Source organism: Mesorhizobium sp. M1D.F.Ca.ET.043.01.1.1, assembly GCF_003952385.1.
Lineage (GTDB): Bacteria > Pseudomonadota > Alphaproteobacteria > Rhizobiales > Rhizobiaceae > Mesorhizobium.
In genome coordinates this window covers 4,068,428-4,085,063 of record NZ_CP034444.1, presented here as the reverse complement: position 1 = coordinate 4,085,063, position 16,636 = coordinate 4,068,428, and the positions used below count along the sequence as shown (strand labels likewise).

At 57.7% G+C, this 16,636-nt stretch carries 15 protein-coding genes; 12 read left to right on the top strand and 3 right to left on the bottom strand.

Annotated elements, in window-relative coordinates:
* Positions 1-304: 304 nt before the first annotated feature.
* Positions 305-2,239 (bottom strand): HrpF/NolX family T3SS translocon protein, encoded by a 1,935-nt coding sequence (locus tag EJ067_RS19825; RefSeq protein WP_024505366.1) that lies wholly within the window; start codon positions 2,237-2,239, stop codon positions 305-307.
* 301 nt (positions 2,240-2,540) lie between these two features.
* Positions 2,541-3,239 (bottom strand): secretin N-terminal domain-containing protein, encoded by a 699-nt coding sequence (locus EJ067_RS19820; RefSeq protein WP_024505367.1) that lies wholly within the window; start codon positions 3,237-3,239, stop codon positions 2,541-2,543.
* Between the two features lie 187 nt (positions 3,240-3,426).
* Here EJ067_RS19820 and EJ067_RS19815 point away from each other — a divergent pair, with 187 nt between their 5' ends.
* From EJ067_RS19815 to EJ067_RS19760, 12 genes are all read left to right on the top strand, one after another.
* Positions 3,427-3,936, top strand: coding sequence for a nodulation protein NolB (locus EJ067_RS19815; protein WP_024505368.1), 510 nt, complete (start codon positions 3,427-3,429; stop codon positions 3,934-3,936).
* Between the two features lie 9 nt (positions 3,937-3,945).
* On the top strand, positions 3,946-4,809 hold the full coding sequence (gene sctJ, locus EJ067_RS19810) for a type III secretion inner membrane ring lipoprotein SctJ (protein ID WP_024505369.1): 864 nt from the start codon (positions 3,946-3,948) through the stop codon (positions 4,807-4,809).
* The gene (locus tag EJ067_RS19805) at positions 4,802-5,440 is read left to right on the top strand and encodes a nodulation protein NolU (RefSeq protein ID WP_306462680.1); all 639 of its coding nucleotides are present in this window, start codon (positions 4,802-4,804) and stop codon (positions 5,438-5,440) included. The genes sctJ and EJ067_RS19805 overlap by 8 nt, the downstream gene beginning before the upstream one ends.
* Complete coding sequence (gene sctL / locus EJ067_RS19800; RefSeq protein WP_024505371.1) at positions 5,437-6,060, top strand: type III secretion system stator protein SctL; 624 nt, start codon at positions 5,437-5,439, stop codon at positions 6,058-6,060. Before EJ067_RS19805 ends, sctL begins: the two co-directional genes overlap by 4 nt.
* Positions 6,057-7,415, top strand: a complete 1,359-nt coding sequence (gene sctN / locus EJ067_RS19795; protein WP_024505372.1) for a type III secretion system ATPase SctN — start codon at positions 6,057-6,059, stop codon at positions 7,413-7,415. The genes sctL and sctN overlap by 4 nt, the downstream gene beginning before the upstream one ends.
* On the top strand, positions 7,391-7,903 hold the full coding sequence (locus EJ067_RS19790) for a hypothetical protein (RefSeq protein WP_032899688.1): 513 nt from the start codon (positions 7,391-7,393) through the stop codon (positions 7,901-7,903). Before sctN ends, EJ067_RS19790 begins: the two co-directional genes overlap by 25 nt.
* An 89-nt stretch (positions 7,904-7,992) precedes the next feature.
* A complete protein-coding gene (sctQ, locus tag EJ067_RS19785; RefSeq protein ID WP_095769044.1) occupies positions 7,993-9,021 on the top strand; it encodes a type III secretion system cytoplasmic ring protein SctQ in 1,029 nt (342 codons plus the stop codon).
* The gene (gene sctR, locus EJ067_RS19780; protein ID WP_029354851.1) at positions 9,014-9,679 is read left to right on the top strand and encodes a type III secretion system export apparatus subunit SctR; all 666 of its coding nucleotides are present in this window, start codon (positions 9,014-9,016) and stop codon (positions 9,677-9,679) included. Before sctQ ends, sctR begins: the two co-directional genes overlap by 8 nt.
* Positions 9,680-9,681: 2 nt before the next feature.
* Positions 9,682-9,957 (top strand): EscS/YscS/HrcS family type III secretion system export apparatus protein, encoded by a 276-nt coding sequence (locus EJ067_RS19775; RefSeq protein ID WP_024505375.1) that lies wholly within the window; start codon positions 9,682-9,684, stop codon positions 9,955-9,957.
* 8 nt (positions 9,958-9,965) lie between these two features.
* Positions 9,966-10,784 (top strand): type III secretion system export apparatus subunit SctT, encoded by an 819-nt coding sequence (gene sctT, locus EJ067_RS19770; protein ID WP_024505376.1) that lies wholly within the window; start codon positions 9,966-9,968, stop codon positions 10,782-10,784.
* On the top strand, positions 10,781-11,818 hold the full coding sequence (locus EJ067_RS19765; RefSeq protein WP_024505377.1) for an EscU/YscU/HrcU family type III secretion system export apparatus switch protein: 1,038 nt from the start codon (positions 10,781-10,783) through the stop codon (positions 11,816-11,818). The genes sctT and EJ067_RS19765 overlap by 4 nt, the downstream gene beginning before the upstream one ends.
* A 356-nt stretch (positions 11,819-12,174) precedes the next feature.
* Positions 12,175-12,978 carry a hypothetical protein gene (locus EJ067_RS19760; protein WP_024505378.1) on the top strand — a complete coding sequence of 268 codons (804 nt, stop codon included), beginning with the start codon at positions 12,175-12,177 and terminating at the stop codon, positions 12,976-12,978.
* A 525-nt stretch (positions 12,979-13,503) separates the two neighbouring features.
* Here EJ067_RS19760 and EJ067_RS19755 read toward each other — a convergent pair.
* Complete coding sequence (locus tag EJ067_RS19755; protein WP_245454733.1) at positions 13,504-15,618, bottom strand: hypothetical protein; 2,115 nt, start codon at positions 15,616-15,618, stop codon at positions 13,504-13,506.
* Positions 15,619-16,636 lie beyond the last annotated feature (1,018 nt).

Sequence of the window (16,636 nt, the reverse complement as noted above, 5' to 3'; positions counted from 1 at the left end):
GCGACAGCCGTTCCTTCGGCTGCGCCGCTCCGCCACCATCCGCGCCGTGCCTTCCGGAGACCATTCCCGCTGCCGGCCGGCGCCCGTGAAAACCTCGACCCGGCGCACCGGCTCGAGATGGCTGGGCTCAGCGTAACTCTGAAGTCGTCATATACCGAAGCCTTCACAGACTTCGGACATCCCCCTCACAGTCCGATCCAGATGGCGTCAGGAACACCGCTGCGTTGATGCGGATGAACCCCTGCTTGTGCCACAATGACCCTTATGTCAGCGCGCGAGCCAAAGCTTCCGCGCAAGGCGACGGCTAGGATAAGGCAATGCCGACGAAGGGCACATTGCTTGCCACACTCTGGAATGATGGCATGCTCGGAAGGCCTAGGCTTTGCTCAGGGCCGCCTGCAAGGCGCGCTTTGAGGTTATTCACATAGCCTTCTGCGTAGTCCTGCGCCGTCGAGACCGAAAGATCAATGCCTGCCGCCAAGGCCTCTTCCATCAGGTGCTTTACGAGCCCATTTCGAATGGCCAGCTTGACCTCGGGGCCTGCGATAAGGCCGATCGCCTGCGCGGCCATATTGAGGCCAGCTTCCTCCAGCGCTCGCTTCATATCGCCTCCGTTAATGGCCGTACGCAGGAGATTGGCTGCTTGCGACTCAGCCTCGAGAACCATCGAGGCAAGATCGGCTACTTGTCCGAGGCCCGGAATGAAGCTGAGCAGTCCCACCGCCGTTGCCGCCAAGTCGAGCACTTTCGTCTCGATTTTGAGCACGGAGTCGACGACGTGCATGACGGCCCCGCCGTTCTTTTTGGCTGACTTAATGTCAGGCTGGTCCATCAGGCCCATCTTCATGTCCGCGACGGCATTCTGCTCTTCTGCGGTTTGGGCGCCGTGGGTGATTGGCTGCTGAACGTTGCGGTTCGCAGACGACATGTTTGTGCAAAAATGGGCAAAGTCTTTTTTGCTGATATTGCCGGAATCAACCGTATGCCCGCCGCCAAAGTCGAAGAATTTATGATGGGTCTTATAGCCCGTGATCGAATTGTTCAGGAGGCCAAACAGAAGAGGATCTGAAAGGAGCTGAGAGGCTGCTTCCCGCACTTTCGGATCAAGGCTCTTGTCGTCTTTCATTTTCGCCAGTTTGTCGCGAGTCAGAACACCGCTTCCAAAGAACGTGTCCTGATGGTCCTTGATCATCTCGACCGTATTCAGCTCAGTTTGCGTGAGGCTCATCGACGATGAGGCGACTTGCAGGAAATCCTCTTTGTGCATCTTCCCTTTCGAGCCACCGCACAACTGGTTCCAAGCATCGGGGTGATCGAGGAAATATTGCGCCGCCGCAATGACCTGGGGCGGAAATTTGCCGTTTTTCGATTCGCCGCCGACCATTTTCTTGAACTCATCCAGACTCAGGTCCTTGGACAGATTTTCGGAGTACCGGTAAAACTCCCGCAAGGCATCGCTCAAGGTCATGACCGAAGGCTGCAAACCTCCGCTGCCGTCGGATGGTATGTAGTTCTGCTCGTAGCTTCGCGCTTGGGCTTCCTGAAATGCAGCAACTTGTGGGTGGTGGTTTGAAAATCCGGCCAAGTCCTTGGCGTTGATCTTGCCTCCACAGCGGCCGTCGCCCTGCGAGCCAATCGCATAAAAAAGTCCCGAATCCTGCTGCAGTCCCTGGATCGCCGCTTTCAGATCCGGTGGCGTAGAGGGATCATTGGCTTTGTCGGTCAACGACTTCCAAGTAAGCGGGCATTGGTCCTTGTGACGGTTGAGTACCGCAACAATCTGCAACTCAGCCGTGGTCAGCGACCCACCGTTCCACGTGATTCCGGGGCTCGGCCTGGGAGCCGGCTCGATCTTCGGAGTGACGCCGAGCAGATGTTGGGCTTCAGTCGCCTTGGAGCGTTGCGATTGGTCCTCCTTGAGAGCCGCCCTCATATTTGGCGGCAGCAGATCCAGTGGGTGTTGCTCCAAGCCATTCAATGTCAAGACATCCGGTGCCAGATGGCCCAAAGGGTCCTGCCGCAATTTATCCATTGTCGAATCAAGATTCGACGCTGGCAGATCCCCTTGCGCGAAAGAGCCGGGCTTGTCTGCCAGCACACAAGTGGACAGCATCGCTTCGAAGCACGATGCACTTTGCTGATGCTGGGTCGCAAAATGGGAAACTTTCAGGCCCGGCCAACCCCTTGCGGACTGTAGCGAATTTGAGCGGTAGAAAGTTGAAAGATTACTGGCCGACATTATGCATCCTCAGACGTGACGTTGAAATCCCCACAAGAGACCCCGACAGAAGATCCCTTGCGTTTCACAAAATTCGACAATTCCAAGCGTCGGCAGGTCACGAATGCGCCTGCCCTGCCTTCAATTGCTGTGTTCCGGGCCGGCTCCAAGGTTCGGTCCAACACAATGGCCGGAGTCACCGCGAGAGCTGCCGGGACTCATCATGAGCGGATTAGCTTTCGAGAAACTGACGAGTTTGCGAAGAGTTCACAAAGGGGTAGCCGCAGTCATGTTCTTCAGAGCTGCGGGAAATCCTCAATGTTCATTTCTTGCCCAGCTCAGGCTTCCCGCCAACGCTATCCTGTTGTGGGATGTCAGAAGAATAAGAAGCATCCGGTCGTCCGTCGCGAACGACCGTAGTGGAGGAGCCGCGAAACAAGATCAGCACTGATTCCTTTGGCGTTGCCGCTATGTGAGTCTGCGCCTGCGCCTGCGCCACCAAGCCGTTAAAGGTCTGCTCCACGAGTGCGACGAAGCGCGGTGGACCGGAAACGAAGACGAGGCCATTGCCTGGCACGGGTTTGACCACATAGCGCTCGTCGGAGATATCAAGCTTGTCGAGAGCCCCCTTGAACGCATCGAAGCGAATCGACGTCATCAAAAGCATTCGAGTTTGCGATTCTTGTGCAGCAGACACATAGAGCACAAGGCCGTCATAGTACCATTGTAGACCGTAAAGGTTCGTCAAGCGGTCGAGGAACGCGCGCGGTGGCAAATCAGGCATACGTCCGCGAATTCGCCCCTTCACCGCAGGACTGATGTTGACCCTGATATTCAGGTTGTTGCCGAATTCCTGCAACGCTGCAGCGAGCTCCTGATCCAGAACCGTGTATCTATAGGGTGTCGCCGGAAGGGACAGCGGGACTGCATGCGCCGGGTGAATCCCGGTGGACAGAAAAAACCCGGCACAAAGAAGTCTCAAAACATGCAGGGTGACGGGTTGGATAAGCGTTCTCGGCATGTCGCACTGATAAACCAAACGCTGAAATCATCACAAGTGACTAAATTGCCGAAGAGATTTTAGATTGTCGAAATGACGCCGCCGTTAGTCAGCTTGTTGTCAGCTTGCCCCCCTAGGAGTGTTGCGCCGACACCGGGTGATGAATGGGCGGGGCTCGCCCGGTCAGAGAGAGCAACCGAGTCCTTACATGATGATGCCTGTCACGTCGATCTCTGCCACTCTAACGGCTGGCCTCCCCAGGGTCGGATCACCGTCGATTGTCGAGCAGGCCCAGTTTGAGCGCGCCTTAGGGCATGCAGCCGACTCGCTGAAAAACGATGCCGCCGCGGGGCCAGCGAGTGCGGCGCCAGTTGCTGCGGCGATGGATGTTCAGCGCGCGGCTGCGCCGACGAGCGGCATGGGCGATCGCGTGTTGCAGACGATTTCCTCCCTATATCCACACAACACTGTTTCCTTCCCCGCGCTCGACCATGACATAGCCCTTTCGAAGGGCGCTCTACCGGGACCGGCGCAGAAGCTTCCCGTTCCAGGTGAGGCGGGAACCGGAATCTCGGGCATTCCCCAACAAGGGCAAGACTTCGAAACGATGATGGCTGGTCTTCGGGATGTTTACAACGGCGTCACCCAGGTGGCGCTTATCTCCAAAGGCGTCAGCGGCGTCACATCATCCGTGAATAAACTTTTGAAGGAAGGCTGAACCGCGCGCATGATTGGCTTGGCCGAGGGCGAAATCATGCGTGGCCTGTCAGGGTGGCGGTCGGTTAGACTTGTCATGCTGCCAGTTCTCGTCGCCCTCACTGCTTGCAAAGCCGACCTCTACACGCAATTGCAAGAGCGTGAGGCAAATGAAATGCTCGCACTTCTTGAAGACAACGGGGTCGCCGCGATCCGGGTGGTCGCCAAGGATGGAACCAGCACGATCCAGGTTGACGAAAAGCTGCTCGCCTTCTCAATCAACCTTCTGAACGCCAAGGGGCTGCCGCGCCAATCCTTCAAGAACCTCGGTGAGATATTCCAAGGATCAGGCCTGATTGCCTCGCCGACCGAAGAGCGTGCCCGTTACGTGTATGCCCTGAGCGAAGAGTTGTCGCGGACGATCAGCGATATCGATGGCGTTTTTTCTGTACGTGTTCACGTCGTGCTGCCGCATAACGACCTTGTGCGAGCCGGTGCCACGCCATCCTCGGCCTCGGTGTTTATCAGGCACGACGCAAAAACAAATGTCGCGGCTCTGCTGCCAAAGATAAAGATGCTTGTAGCCGACAGCATCGAAGGCCTGTCCTACGATAAGGTGGAAGTGGTTTTGGTGCCGGTAGAACGGTCCGCACACGAGCAACGGCCCGATCCGACTGCTGTTTTGCCACAAGCATCACTACCTCTTCCTGCGCCACTTCTGGCGACCGTAACAGGTTTTGCCGCAGCCGTATTCGCCGTGGCCTGTTATCTCTTGATCGGCGTTGTTACGCGTCGGCGCAAGCAATCAACCGGCGTTTCCAAGGTCGAGGGGCGCCGGGATGCTTCTGCTGTCGAGGCCATTCGCAAAAGAATGCCTGCAATTGGACGTGGGTGACATCTCATTGCCAATGCCTATACAGACCGCCCGACCTGATGGTCCGCACTTTCCGGGCGCGAGCGAGCTTGCGGCTTCGGCCCATCCAACCCGTCTTGCGGCGCGTCTTGATCCAGCGTTATCGGCCGAAACGTTAGTGAAGTTGCAGAAGTGTTCCAGACTGCATCCAAGGCTGGCAGAATTGCTGGGCAACGATGACGTGGATCTGAACCACATCGGCTGCAGGCCGGACCTTCTACGCGGGCATGATCCATATCGAGCGGCCCTTCTTGCTGGTAGTATCTGGCATGCCCGTTCGCTGGTCGCGTTTGTCTCTCAGCCTGAGCTTGCCATCCTTGTTAAACGCATCGGCGTGGATGCACACGCATTCGGAATCCGACACCTGCTGCATGCTGTTGACAAAAGACTGATCTCGGACCCAGAAAAACTCGCTCAGCAAATCGAATACGATGGACACGCATGTCTTGGAGCTTGGCTCCAGGACAGTTCAGCGACCGAGCGTAACCGCGTGCTTCTTCGATTGCCCGAGGGGACTGCCGCGGAGACTCCAGCACATGAGCATTGGACCGCCGCCGGCCAATTGCTTTCACTTGTAGTAGCTCATTTTGAGACAGAGACCCCGGTGAAATGACAGTCGAACTTTCCGAGGGGCCAATAGCGCCGCAGATGCGTCCAGTCGGACCACTGATACCCGCGAGCGAGCTCGAAACCTGGCACAGCGCCGCGCAAGCCCTTGCCGCGGCAGAACGGCATCGGCAGCGCGTTCGAAACTGGGCACGCGCGGTTTACCAGCGGGCGTGGGCGCGCGGCCACATGGAGGGCTCGAATGCAGGCACCGAGGAGATGGCAGGGTTGATTGCGGAGACAATCTCCGAAATCGCGCGACGAAAGGCGGCTCTGGAGCAGGAATTGCCGCAGCTCGTGATGGAAATATTGAGCGATCTTATCGGCGCTTTCGATCCGGGCGAGCTATTGGTGAGGGCTGTTCGTCACGCCATAGAGTGTCAATACAGCGGCGCCGACGTTTGCCTTCATGTTTCTCCCATGCAAGTCGACATGCTTGCACGAGAGTTTGCTCGATGCGACGGCCAGGATGGTCGACCAAGGGTGCGGATCGAGCCCGACCCGACATTGTCGCCGCAACGCTGCGTGCTGTGGAGCGAGTACGGCAATGTTGACCTTGGACTTGACGCCCAGATGCGCGCGCTGCGCCTTGGTTTCGGGACGCTCTGTGAGAAAGGCGAGCTATGAGAAAGCCCGTCCCAGAACATAACGCTGACGCCGACACTCGAGCTCTCGTTCCAGCAATCTCGTCTTTGAGGGCTGCGGCCAAGCGAATTGACACGCGTGCGGTGCGCGGTCGGATCACGCGGGCTATCGGCACACTGGTTCATGCCGTCTTGCCAGACACTCGTATTGGGGAACTTTGCCTCCTAGAGGACCCGCGAACCGGGCTGTCGCTCGAGGCCGAGGTGATCGGCCTGTCGGGTGATGGTGTATTGCTGACACCGATCGGGGACTTGGTGGGCCTATCCAGCCGCGCAGAGGTCGTGGCCACTGGCCGAATGCGTGAGGTGCCCGTCGGCGGCGATTTGCTCGGTCGCGTGATCGACAGTCGTTGCCGCCCATTGGACGGCAAAGGCGAAATCAAGACCGTCGAAACTCGGCCCCTGCATGGCAGAGCCCCCAATCCGATGACGAGGCGCATGATTGAGCGGCCATTCCCGCTTGGGGTCCGTGTCCTCGATGGTCTGCTGACGTGCGGCGAGGGCCAGCGGATCGGGATTTATGGCGAGCCAGGTGGTGGCAAGTCGACGCTGTTGTCACAGATCGTAAAGGGTGCCGCCGCTGACGTCGTCATAGTGGCGCTCATAGGCGAACGTGGACGGGAAGTTCGTGAATTCATCGAAAGGAATCTTGGTGAAGAGGGCCTTCTCCGTACGGTCGTCGTGGTTGAAACATCCGACCGCTCGGCGGTAGAGCGTGCGCAATGCGCTCCAATGGCGACTGCGCTCGCGGAATATTTCCGCGATCAAGGCCTACGCGTTGCTCTCATGCTGGATTCGCTGACGCGCTTCTGCCGCGCTATGCGCGAAATAGGCCTTGCTGCGGGTGAGCCGCCGACGCGACGGGGCTTTCCTCCTTCCGTTTTTGGCATGCTGCCAGGCCTGCTCGAGCGCGCCGGCATGGGTGAGCGGGGCTCAATCACGGCCTTCTATACGGTGCTTGTAGAGGGTGATGGCACGGGTGATCCAATCGCCGAGGAATCGCGTGGTATTCTCGATGGCCATGTCATCCTCTCACGCGCTATTGCGGCGCGATCGCATTTCCCCGCTATTGATGTGCTGCAGAGTCGCAGCCGCGTCATGGATGCAGTCGTTTCGGGGACACATCGCAAGGCAGCATCCATTTTCCGCGAGCTCCTGTCGCGCTATGCCGAGACCGAGTTCTTGATCAATGTTGGCGAATACAAGCCAGGTGGAGATCCCCTGACTGACCGGGCTGTCGCGTCAATCGACGAACTGAGGGAGTTTCTGCGCCAGAGCGAAGATGACGCGTCAGATTTCGAGGAGACGGTCGCATGGATGTCGCGTCTGACCGCGTAAACTGGATTCAGTCTTCGAGGTTACGGCTTCTGAAGGAAATGCAAGAGCGTCGTGCCCTTGGCGAGCTGTCCAAGAAGGAAGCCCAGCGCGATGTGGCCGCCTCAGCCGTACAAAATGCCTCTAGGGAGCTTGCAATGATACAGCAACATTGTTCAAGAAAAGAAGCAGCGCTCTATCAGCATCTGATGTCACTCGACAACTTGTCTAGCGCAGCGCTCGACCGTCACCGCCTTCACACTGAACAACTTGCCGCTGAGATCAATTCCAGACGGCAGATGCTTGATGATACCCAAATCGCTCAAGAGGAGGCTGAGATGGCGGCGTCCAGGACGAGGGAGCTATGGGTCATATGTTCGGCGGCAAGGGACAAATGGCAACAAATCGAGGACGACGTGCGGCGCGCCGTCGAGACTCATTCGGAGGCCGCAGCCGAGATCGAGGCCGACGATGAGATACTGCTGAAATATGCGAGGGGGTCGCTTGCCTAAATGCCGCGCAACCGGATCCGACGGTCGCAAGAGGTCGTCCGAATGACACGACCGTGCAGTCTTTGATAGGCGCTGCGGTCACACCCGCCATGTTCGAACCAGTTCTGAAACTGTCCCACACGGTTGTCTCGTGGCTCAATGATACAGCAGCGCCGCGCACGCCGTTTCAAAGCCGGATCAACGAGGTGCCGCTATCGGTGCGAACGGCAGGGCTTGTCTGGCAGCAGGAACCTGCTGCCATTCCGATGCTTGACTGCGTCTGGAGAGTGGGAGCCGAAACGGTCATCTTGTCACTGTCGCGCCCGCTCGTAGAGGAGTTCATCACGACAGTGCAGAACGGCTTGGCCTTCCCTTCCGAGCCAACTGCTTCGCTAATTCTCGAACTCGCTCTGGAGCCGCTTGTCACTCGACTGGAGGAGACGACGCGTCTGAACGTGCAACTCGTGCGGGTATGCGAAGCCACGATGCTGGCTCCTCATCTTGAACTCGACATCATTTTCGGCGCGGTCAAGGGCAAGGGCCGTCTATTCCTGTTCACGCCACTTGACGGCTTAGTACCGCCTGCGTTTCGCGCGCTAGGCGAACTGCTTGCCCAGTTGCCGCGGCAGCTGGGCGGGCTGCCTCCAGAGCTCCCGCTCATTGTTGCAGGAGAGGTCGGCACGCTTCGCCTTCCTGCGGCGCTTCTTCGAAGCGCATGTGTCGGTGATGCATTGTTGCCCGATATTGCGCCGTTCGGCCGCGGCCAGATCACCCTAGCTGTCGGCCAGTTGTGCGCCGAGGCGGATCTTGACGGCGATGAATTAATCTTGCGGGGGCCTTTCCGCCCGCGACCGTGTCCTTTGGAGAGTGCGCATATGACACAACCCGGATCGCAACTGGAGCTTACTAAGGATCTCGACGATGTCGAGATCGTGCTTGTCTTTGAATGCGGCCGCTGGCCTATTTCTCTTGGGGAATTAAGAAGTGCCGGCGAAGGGCATATTTTTGAACTTGGATGGCCGATCGACGGCCCGGTCGACATAGTGGCCAATGGTCAGCGTATCGGGCGTGGCGACATTGTCCGCATCGGAGAAGAGCTGGGCATCAGGCTCCGTGGCGGGTTTGCATGCAATGAGTGAAGCTCAGCCGACAATCCTGGCGCTTCTTGCGGTTACCGCCGGACTCGGTCTGCTGGTTTTAGCAGTTGCCACGACAACGGCCTTTGTAAAGGTATCAATTGTTCTTTTCCTCGTCCGCAATGCGCTCGGGACCCAGACCATACCACCCAATGTGGTGCTGTACGCCGCGGCGATGATCCTCACTATGTTCGTTAGTGCGCCCGTTGCTGAGCAGACCTATGACCGCATGTCGGATCCCAAGCTCCACTATCAGACATTCGACGACTGGGTAAGCGCCGCTAAAGCCGGAAGTGAGCCCTTGCGCGAGCATCTCAAGAAATTCACAAATGAAGAGCAGCGGCGATTTTTCCTATCTTCGACAGAAAAGGTCTGGCCAGAGGAAATGCACGCTGCAGCCACGCCTGATGACTTTGCAATACTTGTACCATCTTTCTTGCTATCAGAATTGAAGCGCGGATTTGAGATAGGATTTCTACTTTATCTGCCTTTTATTGTTATAGATCTGATAGTGACAACTATCTTGATGGCAATGGGTATGTCGATGGTCTCACCAACTGTTATATCTGTCCCGTTCAAGATCTTCTTGTTTGTTGCCATTGATGGTTGGTCAAAATTGATGCATGGGCTTGTGCTGAGTTATACGTTACCGGGAGGCTGATCATCACTGAATCCAGCATCATTACTCTTATGAGCCAATCACTGGTGGTTTTCATGATCTGGATTCTACCGCCGCTCATTGCATCAGTGGTTGTCGGCCTCGTCATCGGCATCCTCCAGGCGGCGACGCAGATCCAGGATGAAAGCTTGCCGCTCACCGTGAAGCTTCTGGTCGTTGTCGCGGTGATTGGGCTGTTTGCTCCTGTGCTAAGCGCCCCGCTCATAGAGCTAGCCGATCAGATCTTCACCGAGTTTCCCGCAATGACACTTAGCTACTAGTCCGCCCCATGGACGCGCCATCGGCCGATATTCAAATTCTGATCCAGACGGCTCTCGAACTCGTCGTTGCGGCAGGTCTTGGGGCAGCCCGCGCGATGGGCATCATGCTGATCTTTCCCGTATTCACACGCTCGCAGATCAGTGGGCTGATCCGGGGCTGTTTGGCTGTTGGCTTCGCACTACCATGCCTGGCACACGTCAGCGGCGGATTGCCGGCGCTGGATCCTGATACGCGCCTGATCCAGCTAACCCTGCTCGGATTCAAGGAAGTTTTTGTCGGTGTACTCCTTGGCACTTTTCTTGGCATTCCGCTTTGGGGCCTTCAGGCTGCCGGGGAGCTTATCGACAACCAACGCGGCATCAGCAGCCCGACCGCTTCGGCCGATCCCGCGACGAACAGTCAGGCTTCCGCGATGGGCGTTTTTCTGGGGATCACTGCGATTGCCATATTCGTCGGATCAGGAGGCCTGGAAACTTTGATCAGTGTCCTGTACCGCAGCTACTTGATCTGGCCGGTGTATCAGTTTCACCCGACACTGAGTGGGCCAGGAGCAATGGAGTTGTTGGGGCTTCTCGACAGCATAATGCGCACGGCATTATTGGTATCGGGGCCTGTCGTGTTCTTCCTGATACTGATTGATATATCGATGATGCTGCTGCGTCGCTTTGCCCCGCAATTTAAGGCGAGCCAACTGTCTCCGGCAATCAAGAACATTGTCTTTCCAGTTCTCATGGTCACCTACGCTGCCTATCTGGTGGAGAGCATGAAACTGGAGGTCACACGTGCCAACGGCGTGCTGGAGTGGTTCGACAAATTGCTGCCATGAGCGACACAAGTGAAGAGAAGACACACGCCGCCAGCCCGAAGAAGTTAAGTGAAGCGCGCAAAAAAGGACAGCTGCCACGTAGCTCCGATTTCGTCCGCGCGGTCGGGACTTGCGCTGGGCTCGGCTACCTTTGGCTAAGAGGCAGCGTGATCGAGGACAAATGCCGGGAAGCGCTCCTATTAGCCACCAAGTTGCAGAGCCTACCTTTCGATACCGCGGTGCCGCAGGCATTGGTTGTGCTCGTCCAACTCACAGTCGCGGCTGTTGGCCCGCTGCTTGGAACCCTTGTCGCCGCGGTGATTTTGGCCAGCCTGCTAGCCAATGGTGGATTTGTCTTCTCTCTGGAGCCGATGAAGCTCAGCTTTAAGAAAATTGACCCCTTTGAAGGGCTGAAGCGCTTGGGGTCTGCTCGTTCCATGGTCGAAGTCTGCAAGACCATGTTCAAGGTATTGGTTCTCAGCGCAACCTTTTCCATTGTCCTTCTCGGGATGTGGAAGACAATGGTCCCTCTGCCGATCTGCGGCATGGGCTGTGTTGGCCTCATCTTTATGGAGACAAAATTGCTGATGGGAATTGGCGCCGGCGCACTGCTGGTCGGCGGACTGATCGATCTTCTGCTCCAGCGCGCGTTGTATCTGCGCGAAATGCGCATGACCAATACCGAAGTGACGCGCGAGTCGAAGGATCAGCAAGGAGCGCCAGAGTTGAAAGGTGAACAGCGTCGCATCCGCGAGGAGGCGGCCGACGAGCCTGCGCTTGGCGTGCATCGCGCCACGCTGGTCTTAACAGGAAGGGCGGTCCTGATCGGTCTGCGTTACGTTCGCGGTGAAACCGGGGTGCCGTTCTTAGTTTGCCGTGCCGAAGGTGAGCGCGTTTCACATGTGTTGAGCGAGGCGCGGGCACTACGCCTGACGATCGTCCATGACCATGTCTTAGCGCGTCAGCTGATAGGCACTACAAAACTCGGCCACGCGGTTCCTATGCAATATTTCCAGCCTGTCGCGAAAGCATTCTTTGCCGCAGGCTTGGCCTAGTCATTGGAAGTCCACGACTGCCCAGTTCAAAACTGACCTGGCTCCATGCTAGTGGCAAATGTCGGCTGGCCATCCGTGCCCCAGTGTCTCTGTCAGGCCAACCGCGCAACCGCGGGCCTGGGGCAATCACTCCCCTCGGATCTGCCACCCAGCAACTACGGCAAGTCCTCCGGGCATGACCTTGCAGCCTCTGCTGGCCGGTGCGTGGCGCAGTCCGAGGTTTTGAGGCCGGCAGTGCGGATTTGATTGGTGCAGCCGTTGGAATGCCCTCGTCAGCTAGTCGTCAACTAAGCGCCCTATGTTGAACAGCCGTGCTAACTTGAGCTCGGTTGCGAAACATAGGAGTACGAATCGTCATGTATGGTCGAATTGGTGGCTCATCCGATAGTTACCGCGCGCATAATGCCGGCGAGCAATCGGATGCAGGAAGCGAAGGGTTCGCGGACACATTTGCCCGAATGCACTTATCCGGATCGGAAGGTAGCGGCGCCTCATCATCGGCGGCTCCCCAAGCATACTCCCTCAATTCCCGACCTCCTGTGGTGGAGATCAACAGGACTTCCTTCAGGAGACAGGTGAGGCAATTTCATGGTGATGAAATCACGCACATCGCCGACAATCCTCAAGAGTATTCGGAGTTCGTATCGTCACGAGCCAGGCGCACCGCGGACGTTGCTCAGCAATATGGCATCCGTCGAGATACGGAGCACGCGCGATATTTCAGTTACCAATTGGGAGACCGGAGTGCCGGACTGCTGAGAATGGAAGGCGGATTCAGCATGAACGAGTTCGAATCGGAAAGTTGGCGGGAACAATTTCCTGGTCGAACTGAGGTCACTTCCATAGTGGATCTTCAAGTCGCCCATCCGCTCGTCGAAAATGCGGGCGATATTCTGCTGGAGCATCAACTTCGGATAGACGGCGACCGACCGTTGCTGAATTGGCGTGCGGCTAATCCGGAAGCACAAGCGCGCGCGCAGACGATGGGGTTTGTTGAAGTGGATCATGGCGACCTGGTGCTTGACCCTACGCAGCATCCCGACAAATGGACGAAGAACAGTGCCGGTGAGTGGCAGCGTGCAGGCAAACCTCCACTCTATCTCCACAAAACCGAGGATAGCGACAGCAGCGATAGCGGGTCCGACGACGATTTCATGTGATTTGTCGACCCGCCGCCGAGCCTTGCAACTGGTGACGGTTGCAAGGCTGTTGGCAGTGAATGCTAATTGTCCGGCGACAGCCCCGCCTTAGCGCCAGCGCCGCCGAGCAATCCAGCCCATCTCCCAGACAATAAACTGCGGATGCGCATCGTGGGTGCTTGCGAGCGGATTGTATTCGGGCCGGAACTCCGCCTCTTGGAACCGAGCTCTCCCGAATCCAATTTTCTCCACCACACCGTTGGGTCGTTGCGATGCGCCGATCCCGATCGGATCGGCTATGCCTGCTCCGCGCTCGCAGGAAGACCTTCCGCCTCGATCTTGGCGGCGCGATCTCGGCGATAAGTTGGATGGGAGGCAAGATACGCCGCCACGTCAACAGCCGGTAACGCGACATCGCAAATCGGCCCTGACGGTAGCCGATCGACTCCAATCGCCGGACCGCAACTCGCGCAGCGGCATTCGCGGTTTGGCCAGGAGAAATGCTCGCTGACTCACAGCGTGGCCGGCCGCATTCTGAGTGCCCTGTCATGCAGCCTGCGCCGACGGGAGCTCGGCACGCGAATGGCGTGGTTGGCGGCCAAGCCCTGAGGTCAACAAGGACTTACAGAAAGCGGGGGTGAGTTTGCCGCGATGAATTATGACCTTCTCGCGACCGGACCTAGCATCGGCTTCCTCTCGCTCTCGATTGTAGCCGCGCTGTTCGTTGGATTTAACGTGGCAAGCGGTGAATTCGGAATCAGCCAGCCCTTCCAAGTTTCTGGCCATGACGGGGCGACTCGTGTGGATGTGCACCCACATCGGGCTCGGCATCGCACCATTGACCAGCATCTTGGGCTGCAGCTTCATCTCAAACAGCTTTCCTGGCTCGCCACGCAGCGCGACCGGTGCCTCCGGCGGCATCAATTCGTCGGCATTGCACAAATGTTCCAGGTATTTTTGCGCCGGAAATGCGTAGGTCTTCATGCAATCAGTCGTAATGCCGGCTTTTCCTTCATTCAATGCGTTGGCCTGTCCCAGCACCATGTTCAGCAACCCTTTGAGCTGGTCTGTGCGTTCGTGCACTTTGGGTAGCTGGGTGGAGGTGAGTAGCAGGCGTACATTACGCCCCTGCAACCCGGCGAGACAGGTTTGCATCTCAATGGCCTGGGCTCGCAGGTACTGGGCCACATCGTCCACGACCTTACCGGCCTCCTCAGGCTTCATCTGGCGCACTTGGGAGACGACGCTTTGCTGACCGGCCAGATCGAACTGCAAAAGTTCGTCCAATCGTTTGAGCCGCTCCGTCAATACCTCCATTGACAACGCGGCGCCCCCGATTGTCGAGCCTGCCCCCGACGAACTCGCAGCCACCTCTTGCGCTCTCACCTGTGTACTCGCAACTTGATCCGAGCGCGCGAGAACCTTGGCTGCTGGCACTGTGCCGGCGTTCGCAGCGACTGGTGTTGATGGCTGCCCGGCGGCAGAAGTCCCGGCGCGAGCTGCCGACTTATGCTTTGACTTCCCTTTCCTTCGCGCTGTAGTGCCTTCTGACACTGCAGCCGTACCAGCAGTGCCAGCCGGTATCGCAGCGCCTGCCCTGGCCGGCATCGCAGCGCCCGCCTGGGCCTGTGGCGCCATGATGGCTGACGGCGGAGACTGCAGGTTCAACAAGTGCATGGCATCGTGCGCAGTGATCCATGCATCGTCCACGATCCGTTCGAACAGTTTCAATGGGAGGCCGGCATCTGGGTAGGTATGGCTTAGCTTGGTATGCACCTCGTGCAACGCCAATCCAAAATCCGAAAGCCGCTCCATGATTTTTTCTACAACCGCGCAATCATGAGCGTTGAGTGTTTTGCCATCATCCATTATGCCCTTCGCCAAAGAGAGGGCGCGAAGAGCTTCTTGAGCGGCGCTTGCCATCAGCTGCACCACTCCATTTCGACCGACGAGGAGTTCCTTCAAATCTGGCTCGAACCTGCTCGCCCGCAGTTCAATCTTGGCCCGCGCAAGACCGATCCGCTCACGGACCAGCCAGATCCTGACACTCAGTACCGAGCCGGCACGCAGCCGCAGTGCGCACCGCTCGGCTTCCCGCATCACGGGCGTTCCACTGGATAGGCTAGCGGTGGCAGCGCAGGCGGATCGCTGCCGTTCGGAGCGCCATGCCTTTTTTTCCCACCACTTAATTGCCGCCGTATGGTGGTTCTCCACATTTAAAATCAACAGCTCCTGCCGGTCCGCCTGGGAGTAGGAGTAGAGTTTATCGACCATACCTGCCGCTTTCTTGGTCTTTTTGTCCAATTTCGTGATCGTCGACAGGCCAAGTTTGTCTACTTCATTCGCGGCGTCGCACACGATCTGGCAACATCTACGCACCTTGTCGTCTGGCATAATTGTCTGCGCCTCAGCCGCAGGCAGGCTAGCGCGGTACTCCAGAATTGCTGAGGCTGCATCGACGACCCGACTGATCAGCTCCACCGCCTCCTCGGGGACGTCGGTTTTCCTGGCCGCAGCCTCGCAATCAGTCAGTTGTTGAACAAGACTGTTCATTCTGAGCTGTGTCGGACTGATATCTTCATTTGACGATGAGCTGGTGCCTTCCACCTGCGCGGTTGATAGTTGGCTACCGACCGGCGCCATGGCTTCGCCCTCAGACATGGAGGGAGAACCGCGCCGCCTTGCGGCTGCGCCACGTGGCGCTACGGTTCCGCGTGGTGGCGCAGCGGCTCCACGTCGCGGTGTGTTCAGGATTTGATCTTCGCCAATCGAGGCGCCTGGCAGACTTTCGCGGGCATCGCCTGGACCGCGCGCAACTGGAAGGGAGGAGGGCCTCCTATCGGCGTCCCCAGAGCGCATCTGCTCCACAACGGAATCGAATGACTGTCCACCTTCTCCCGCAGCAAGACTTGATTGCGAAAGGGAACTGCTCGCCCGCCCCGCGCGGCTGGCTCCAGTTTCAGCCTGCGATTTCCGTGGTCGGCCAATGCCCTTCATATTGCGTCTCCGTAGTAGGCGAGAATGTGCTGCTATTGTGCTGGCGGCTGACGAGACCAGCGGCATCTTTCGGTTAACGTCACGGTCAGCCAGACCCGCGACGGCGTAATGTTCCCGCCAAAGTGCTTCTCAGTAGCAGGCCAAGATTGGCCCGAGCTCACAGGACTTTCGCAACGTTGCCATCGATGTCCTGAGATTATCAGCGCTTCAGTCCGCCGATTTCCAGGAACAGCGAATGAAATCAGACCAACTCGGCTAGCTCCCCTTCCTAGACACGTGCCTGACGATTTTATTGATGCGTCACTCCTCTCGTTCGCCACCGACAAAGTCACACATTTGCTTCAGAGAAGCGTGTGCGTTGCGTATCACGCGGACCATTTCGATCTATAGTTACAAAAAGTGTCGAGACGGGACCTTTGGATCCGAAGGTCAGGCACGGCCGGCCTAGATAGACCGCTTGGCTGACGATTAGCTGACGATGGGAGTTCTCACGAACAGGGCAAGAAAATCCGACCGCTTCAAGCTTTCGATATGGTGAGAAGAGGATCCGCACCGGCCTCCCAAAGCCGGCAGACCATCCCATGTTCGTACGGTCGCCGACCTTCTCGAAGCCAATGAGCTCACCGCGCCGGGCCGTGATGTGCAGGCGAGAGAATGGTGATGCAAAGACCGAGTTCCTGCT